This window comes from Actinoplanes sp. G11-F43 (assembly GCF_050589265.1).
In the GTDB taxonomy this organism is placed as follows: Bacteria; Actinomycetota; Actinomycetes; order Mycobacteriales; family Micromonosporaceae; genus Actinoplanes.
Genome location: NZ_JBNZCE010000006.1, coordinates 213,516 through 220,560, shown reverse-complemented (window position 1 = coordinate 220,560; position 7,045 = coordinate 213,516). Strand labels below are relative to the sequence as shown.

Annotated in this window: 5 protein-coding genes and 2 rRNA genes; 3 read left to right on the top strand and 4 right to left on the bottom strand. The window is 65.0% G+C overall.

Going from position 1 to position 7,045, the window contains the following annotated elements; all coding sequences use genetic code 11:
- Both ACQ0O7_RS08375 and ACQ0O7_RS08370 read right to left on the bottom strand, forming a co-directional pair.
- A 23S ribosomal RNA gene (locus tag ACQ0O7_RS08375) occupies positions 1-594 on the bottom strand; the annotation flags it as partial.
- A gap of 570 nt (positions 595-1,164) precedes the next feature.
- Positions 1,165-2,682, bottom strand: a 16S ribosomal RNA gene (locus ACQ0O7_RS08370).
- Positions 2,683-3,429: 747 nt separating this feature from the next.
- On the opposite strand from ACQ0O7_RS08370, the gene ACQ0O7_RS08365 reads away from it, so the two are divergent.
- Positions 3,430-3,579 carry a hypothetical protein gene (locus tag ACQ0O7_RS08365; RefSeq protein ID WP_430781212.1) on the top strand — a complete coding sequence of 50 codons (150 nt, stop codon included), beginning with the start codon at positions 3,430-3,432 and terminating at the stop codon, positions 3,577-3,579.
- Here ACQ0O7_RS08365 and ACQ0O7_RS08360 read toward each other — a convergent pair.
- Positions 3,561-3,998 (bottom strand): ATP-binding protein, encoded by a 438-nt coding sequence (locus tag ACQ0O7_RS08360; protein ID WP_430781211.1) that lies wholly within the window; start codon positions 3,996-3,998, stop codon positions 3,561-3,563. The two genes, ACQ0O7_RS08365 and ACQ0O7_RS08360, sit on opposite strands and share 19 nt — an antisense overlap.
- Before the next feature lie 392 nt (positions 3,999-4,390).
- On the opposite strand from ACQ0O7_RS08360, the gene ACQ0O7_RS08355 reads away from it, so the two are divergent.
- Both ACQ0O7_RS08355 and ACQ0O7_RS08350 read left to right on the top strand, forming a co-directional pair.
- The gene (locus ACQ0O7_RS08355) at positions 4,391-5,110 is read left to right on the top strand and encodes a SigB/SigF/SigG family RNA polymerase sigma factor (protein ID WP_430781229.1); all 720 of its coding nucleotides are present in this window, start codon (positions 4,391-4,393) and stop codon (positions 5,108-5,110) included.
- A gap of 119 nt (positions 5,111-5,229) precedes the next feature.
- Positions 5,230-5,889 (top strand): DedA family protein, encoded by a 660-nt coding sequence (locus ACQ0O7_RS08350; RefSeq protein ID WP_430781210.1) that lies wholly within the window; start codon positions 5,230-5,232, stop codon positions 5,887-5,889.
- A 6-nt stretch (positions 5,890-5,895) separates the two neighbouring features.
- Here the strand turns inward: ACQ0O7_RS08350 and ACQ0O7_RS08345 are convergent, their stop codons facing one another.
- Complete coding sequence (locus tag ACQ0O7_RS08345) at positions 5,896-7,044, bottom strand: hypothetical protein (RefSeq protein ID WP_430781208.1); 1,149 nt, start codon at positions 7,042-7,044, stop codon at positions 5,896-5,898.
- Position 7,045: the final 1 nt, after the last annotated feature.

The window sequence follows — 7,045 nt, the reverse complement described above, 5'->3', positions numbered from 1 at the left end:
GTACTATTTCACTCCCCTCCCGGGGTACTTTTCACCATTCCCTCACGGTACTAGTCCGCTATCGGTCACCAGGAAGTATTCAGCCTTACCAGGTGGTCCTGGCAGATTCACAGCAGATTCTAGGAGTCCGCTGCTACTCGGGAACACTGTAAAGAGGTCATAGACTTTCGCTTACGGGACTCTCACCCTCTACGGTCGGCTTTCCCACACCGTTCAACTAATCTATAACTTTGTAACTCTTCGAAGAACTGTCAGATCCTTCAAACAGGTCCCACAACCCCCAATGCGCAACGCCTGACAGCTATCACACGCACAAGGTTTAGGCTACATCCGCTTTCGCTCGCCACTACTCACGGAATCACGGTTGTTTTCTCTTCCTACGGGTACTGAGATGTTTCACTTCCCCGCGTTCCCCTCACACACCCTATGAATTCAGGTGCGGATGACACGACATGACTCGTGCCAGGTTTCCCCATTCGGACACCCTGGGATCACAGCTAGGTTGGCAGCTCCCCCAGGCCTATCGCGGCCTCCCACGTCCTTCATCGGCTCCTGGTGCCAAGGCATCCACCGTTCGCCCTTGACAACTTAACCACAGAAAACAAGATGCTCGCGTCCACTGTGCAATTCTCAACCAACGACCAACCCACAACCCCACCAGTAGCTCACCAGACCCCGACCTCAATCGAGCGGTATGCGCTACCAGGCTGTGCCTGGCATTGAAAAACAACCCCGAGCCGCAGCCCGGTCCGCCGGCCTCAGCCGGGGTGGTTGTTCTTTCAGATACCCAACAGGGTGCTATCTTTTGTCGCCAGTTTCCAGCCGCACCGAGACCGTTCCAACAAACCCCGAAGAGTCTGCGTACTAGGTGATTCGGCCGTTGCCGGAACTGACTAGCCAGTGTCTCCGCCTATGAGCACCCCACCACCACATTCGGGCGGTGCGGGCCACTGTCNGGTTGTTCTTTCAGATACCCAACAGGGTGCTATCTTTTGTCGCCAGTTTCCAGCCGCACCGACCCGCGTTCCACGCCCGTGAAGGCTGTACTTGCTGAAGCCGGCCGTTGCCGGAACTGACTAGCCAGTGTCTCCGCCTATGAGCACCCCACCACCACATTCGGGCGGTGCGGGCCACTGTCCGCTTTCGCGGAAAGTTGCTCCTTAGAAAGGAGGTGATCCAGCCGCACCTTCCGGTACGGCTACCTTGTTACGACTTCGTCCCAATCGCCAGCCCCACCTTCGACGGCTCCCTCCCACAAGGGGTTAGGCCACCGGCTTCGGGTGTTGCCGACTTTCGTGACGTGACGGGCGGTGTGTACAAGGCCCGGGAACGTATTCACCGCAGCGTTGCTGATCTGCGATTACTAGCGACTCCGACTTCACGGGGTCGAGTTGCAGACCCCGATCCGAACTGAGACCGGCTTTTTGGGATTCGCTCAACCTCACGGTCTCGCAGCCCTTTGTACCGGCCATTGTAGCATGCGTGAAGCCCTGGACATAAGGGGCATGATGACTTGACGTCATCCCCACCTTCCTCCGAGTTGACCCCGGCAGTCTTCGATGAGTCCCCGCCATAACGCGCTGGCAACATCGAACGAGGGTTGCGCTCGTTGCGGGACTTAACCCAACATCTCACGACACGAGCTGACGACAGCCATGCACCACCTGTGACCGCCCCCGAAGGACCTGCCATCTCTGACAGTTTTGCGGCCATGTCAAACCCAGGTAAGGTTCTTCGCGTTGCATCGAATTAATCCGCATGCTCCGCCGCTTGTGCGGGCCCCCGTCAATTCCTTTGAGTTTTAGCCTTGCGGCCGTACTCCCCAGGCGGGGCGCTTAATGCGTTAGCTGCGGCGCAGAAACCCGGAGAGGGTCCCCACACCTAGCGCCCAACGTTTACAGCGTGGACTACCAGGGTATCTAATCCTGTTCGCTCCCCACGCTTTCGCTCCTCAGCGTCAGTATCGGCCCAGAGACCCGCCTTCGCCACCGGTGTTCCTCCTGATATCTGCGCATTTCACCGCTACACCAGGAATTCCAGTCTCCCCTACCGAACTCTAGCCTGCCCGTATCGAATGCAAGCTCGGAGTTGAGCCCCGAGTTTTCACATTCGACGCGACAAGCCGCCTACGAGCTCTTTACGCCCAATAAATCCGGACAACGCTCGCGCCCTACGTCTTACCGCGGCTGCTGGCACGTAGTTGGCCGGCGCTTCTTCTGCAGGTACCGTCACTTGCGCTTCGTCCCTGCTGAAAGAGGTTTACAACCCGAAGGCCGTCATCCCTCACGCGGCGTCGCTGCATCAGGCTTCCGCCCATTGTGCAATATTCCCCACTGCTGCCTCCCGTAGGAGTCTGGGCCGTGTCTCAGTCCCAGTGTGGCCGGTCGCCCTCTCAGGCCGGCTACCCGTCGTCGCCTTGGTAGGCCATTACCCCACCAACAAGCTGATAGGCCGCGAGTCCATCCCGAACCGAAAAACTTTCCACGTCCATGCCATGCGGCAGGAAGTCGTATTCGGTATTAGCCTCCGTTTCCGAAGGTTATCCCAAAGTCCGGGGCAGGTTACTCACGTGTTACTCACCCGTTCGCCGCTCGAGTACCCCGAAGGGCCTTTCCGCTCGACTTGCATGTGTTAAGCACGCCGCCAGCGTTCGTCCTGAGCCAGGATCAAACTCTCCAACAAAATCTTTGGAAAAGCGCTCCTGGCAACAAAAAGTTGCCAAAGGAATCTCCAACCCATCCCGAAAGATAGGCCGGGGTATTGCCATAATTGGCACTGGCTTATCAAGCACCCTGTTGAGTTCTCAAAGAACAACCGCACACCATCCTGCGCTCCGCTTTCGCGGCCCGCCCTCCGGGGCACTCGCTCTACTTTACCCGAGCTATTCCGTCTCGCCAAATCCGGGGTTTTCCTCGGTTTCGGTGAGCGAGGAATTCGCTCAAGTCCCGCCGAAGAGTACACGATGCTTCGTGGTGCTCTTCTTTGGGGTTTGGCAGGACGGCCGCTGCGGCTCAGTGTTGCTTGACCCGCTTGCCTCGCCCGTTTCCCTGCCGGCTCCCAGAACATTACCCGGTCGCTCCCGCAACGCCAAATCGCCCCCCGCACCCCTGTGCACTGCCGTTGCCATCGGTGCCGCCGGGCCGAAAGAGACCAATGACCATACGAAGTGGATCCGCCACGGAATGAACATGTCTCTCATCCGCATCCCGCACCACAACAGCAACCGGAATGGTCCGGAGCGAATACCGGCGGCGGGTAAGGAGGAATCAACCCCGACCGGGACGGGGACCCACGCCGACAAGGAGGAGCGAGGAAGCGAGGAGCAAGGACAAGGAGGAGCAAGGAGGCAGACGCGAGGAGCCCGTGCGAGGAAGGCGCACGCCGAAGCGAGTACCGGAAGCCGCCGGGACATACGAAGGCCGGGACAGGATGACCCCGCGCGAGGAGGAGGAGGAGGAGGAGAAGAAGAGGGAGGAGGACAACGCAGAGGAGAGGAGAAGTGACGAGGCGAGAGAGACCGAGCGCACCCGGCCCGAGGGGATTGCGGATCGGCGGGCGACTCAGCTCGGCGCGGCCTGACCCCGTACGAGATCGAATGTCGCCCAGATGTGTTTGGTCTTGGCGGTGCGATGCCAGCCGAAGTCGGTGGCGAAGGTCTTGACCAACCGGAGCCCGAGCCCGCCCAGCCCGACCGGCCGGCTCAGGTCGACCTGCGGCTCACCGTCGGGATCGTGGTCGGCGACGTCGAGGATCAGCAGGCCGGGTTCGAGGAGCAGACGGATGACGGTGGGTGGTCGGCCGTGCCGGAGACCGTTGGTGGCCAATTCGGTGGCGACGACGGTGAGCCGGTCCAGGCCGTCCTCGGTGTCGAGCGTGGTGCCGGCGACCGCTTCCCGGAGGTCGGCTCGCAGATGGCGCAGACCGCCGACGTCCTCCAGGGTCCAGCGCCGGAGCTCGGCCGCCGCCGCGTGCGGGACGGGAGCGGGCGGCGACGTCATGTGCCCATCTTGCCCACTCCCGGGGGAAAAACGGATACCCGGAAGAGTTGGCTTCGGCTGTACGAGAGGTCTAGATCACGATTGCCTGAGGTGTTTTTAGACCGTTTTGACACACTTTAGGCCTCATACTTTCGGCTAGTGTTCTCTCGACCTGTCGTATAGAGTCTGCGTAACCGAACGGCCTAGTGTGCCCGGAAGGCGCGTCTCAAACGCTGCCCGCACGGGCTATGGATACCCACCCGACCCGGGCCCCAACCATGGGGCCGGCTCTCCGGAACGGTGCCAGGGAGGACCACGACATGACCGTCACCGAGACCACCACCACGGTGTCGCCCACGACCACGGCGAGCGCTGAGGCGTCCGCCGACAGTGCCGCTGAGCTGCTCGCCGCGATGGCCGCGATGCCGGCCACCCACCCGTCGCGAGCCGCACTGCGCGACCGGGCGATCGAGGCCTGGCTGCCTCTCGCCCGCCACCTCGCCCACCGCTACTCCGGCCGCGGCGAGCCCACCGACGACCTGGTCCAGACCGCGAACGTCGGGCTGATCAAGGCCATCGATAAGTTCGACCCCGAGCGCGGCGTCGACTTCGCCGGCTACGCCATCCCCACCATCATCGGCGAGATCAAGCGCCACTTCCGGGACCGCACCTGGTCGGTCCGGGTGCCCCGCCGCCTCCAGGAGCTGCGGCTCGCCATCACCGAGGCCAACGCCACCCTCACCCACAAGCTGGGCCGGTCGCCGCAGGTCACCGACATCGCCGTCCACCTCGGCATCACCGAGGAGGAGGTGCTGGAGGGCCTGGAGGGCGCCCGGGCGTACAACGCGACGTCCCTGTCCACCCCGATCAGCGCCGACGGCACCACCGAGCTGGGTGACACCCTCGGCGGCGAGGACCACGAGTTCGAGGTCGCCGAGACCCGCGTCGCCCTCGGGCCGGCGCTGGCCACGCTCGACGAGCGCGAGCAGAAGATCCTGACCCTGCGGTTCTACGGCAACCTGACCCAGAGCCAGATCGCCGACCAGATCGGCATCTCCCAGATGCACGTCTCCCGGCTGCTCACCAAGGCGCTGACCAAGCTGCGCGGCCAGCTCGCCGCGGACTCCATCTGACTCTCCGTGTGACAGTGGCGCCGGCCTGTGGTCGGCGCCACTGTTCTGTCATGAAGAAGATGCCCGTGTGACCCAGGTCTGTGCATTCGAGGGTGCCGACTACAGCTACCGTGTAGCGGATGCCACCTACTGCCGACCTTCCCGGGTTCCTGCACACCGTGGCCCCGATCCTGGACCGCTGGGGATATCTGGCGATCGGTGGCGTGATCGTGGTGGAGAGCTTCGGCGTTCCCGCACCCGGCCAGACGATCATGGTCGCCGGGTCGATCTACGCGGGCTACGGCCGGATGAACATCTTCCTGGTCGCGCTGATCTCGTTCGTGACAGCGGTGATCGGCGACAACATCGGCTACTGGATCGGGCTCCGGGGCGGCCGCAAGATCGTGCACCGGTGGGGGAAGTACATCTTCGTCACCCCGGCCCGCCTGGCGAAGGCCGAGGAGTTCTTCGCCCGCCGCGGCAACCGGATCATCGTGGTGGCCCGGTTCATCGACGGCCTGCGCCAGCTCAACGGTGTGATCGCGGGCATCACCCGGATGCCGTGGAAGACGTTCCTGCTCTACAACGCGATCGGCGCGGCACTCTGGGTGGGCTTCTGGTGCACCCTCGCCTACTTCCTGGGCGCCAACCTCGTGACGATCATGGGGCACGTGCACAAGTACCAGTGGCCGGCCATCGCACTCGTGGTCGTAGCCATCGGGACCTACGCGTTCCTGCACCTCCGGCACATCCGCCGCCGCCGCGCGCGAACCGCCGCGGTCGAGGAGAGCCAGGCCTGACCGGCGTCAACCGGTCTCGGCCGGCTGCTCGGCGGGGGCCGGGGTCGCCGGTGCGGTCGCCGCGGTGTCCCCGCCGATCGCCGCCATGATTCCGGCGCCCACCCCGCCACCCGCCAGCGCCGCCACGATCACGGCGATGACCAGGGTCCGCTGGGGGCCGCGGTGGGTCGCGGGCGCCGGTGACACCTCCGGTGCGTCGGCCGGTCCCGGCCGGTCGCTGCCGAAAGACCCGATTTCGGTACGGGGTGACGACCGCTGATTCCCCGCCTCCTCCCACGACCGAACCGGGGCCGGACCGGGCACGGCATTCCGGGCGCTGTTCCGGGGCTCAGCGGCTCGGGCCCCCTCCCCGCCATCCCAGGCAGCCGGTGTCTCCGCCGGAACGGCACCGGCCGTGTTCCAGCCGGTGGCCGCACCCCACTGCCCGGTCGCGGGCTCGGGAGCCGTGGAGTTCCCGGTGCCGGCGGGTGGGGCCGCCCCTGTCCAGCCGGGTGAGGCCGTCTCGGTCCGGCGGGGCGGGGCCGCCCCGGTCCAGCCGGGTGGACCCGAGCCCGGGACGGCGGTGTCGTTCCAGGTGGTGTCGCTCCACTCGGCCGGGAAGCGGTCCGGCAGCGGGGTGATCGTCCAGGGATTCCGATCGGTCGTGGTGCCGTCGTTCCAGGAGGCGGCCGGATCGAAGTGGTCCGGAGCGGAACCGGTCTCGGCGGGCACCTCGCTCCAGCCGGTCCCGTAACGCCCCTGGAAACCGGACCCGTCATCCCAGCCGGACCCGTGACGCCCCCGGGAACCGGACCCGTCATCCCAGCCGGACCCGTGCCGGTCCCGGAAGGCAGGTGCGTCATCCCAGCCGGTCCCGTGATGGTCCCGGGAGGCGGGCGCACCGCCCGGAGCACCCGGGAAGACGGCACCGGAGGCGAAGCCGGTCGGGGCTCCGGGGGTGAAGGAAGCGGTGGGCACGCCGTGGTCGGTGTGGGCGGGGCCGATGTGGGCGGAGCCGGTGTGGGCGGTTCCGGACGGGGACCAGCCCGACGGCAGCGAGTTGGGGTCGGGCACCTCGGACGGGCGAGCCGGCTCACCGGGGGCCGTACGGTCCCAGCGGGCTTCGGCGTGGCGCGGGACCGGCCCGGTACGGGAGGTCGGATCGTGCTGAGTCATC

What these genes read in the sequence shown, in the direction of transcription:
- ACQ0O7_RS08365 (WP_430781212.1), top strand. Translation starts at nt 3,430, where the DNA reads ATGACCCCGCGCGAGGAGGAGGAGGAGGAGGAGAAGAAGAGGGAGGAG.
- ACQ0O7_RS08360 (WP_430781211.1), bottom strand. Translation starts at nt 3,998, where the DNA reads ATGACGTCGCCGCCCGCTCCCGTCCCGCACGCGGCGGCGGCCGAGCTC.
- ACQ0O7_RS08355 (WP_430781229.1), top strand. Translation starts at nt 4,391, where the DNA reads ATGGCCGCGATGCCGGCCACCCACCCGTCGCGAGCCGCACTGCGCGAC.
- ACQ0O7_RS08350 (WP_430781210.1), top strand. Translation starts at nt 5,230, where the DNA reads ATGCCACCTACTGCCGACCTTCCCGGGTTCCTGCACACCGTGGCCCCG.
- ACQ0O7_RS08345 (WP_430781208.1), bottom strand. Translation starts at nt 7,044, where the DNA reads ATGACTCAGCACGATCCGACCTCCCGTACCGGGCCGGTCCCGCGCCAC.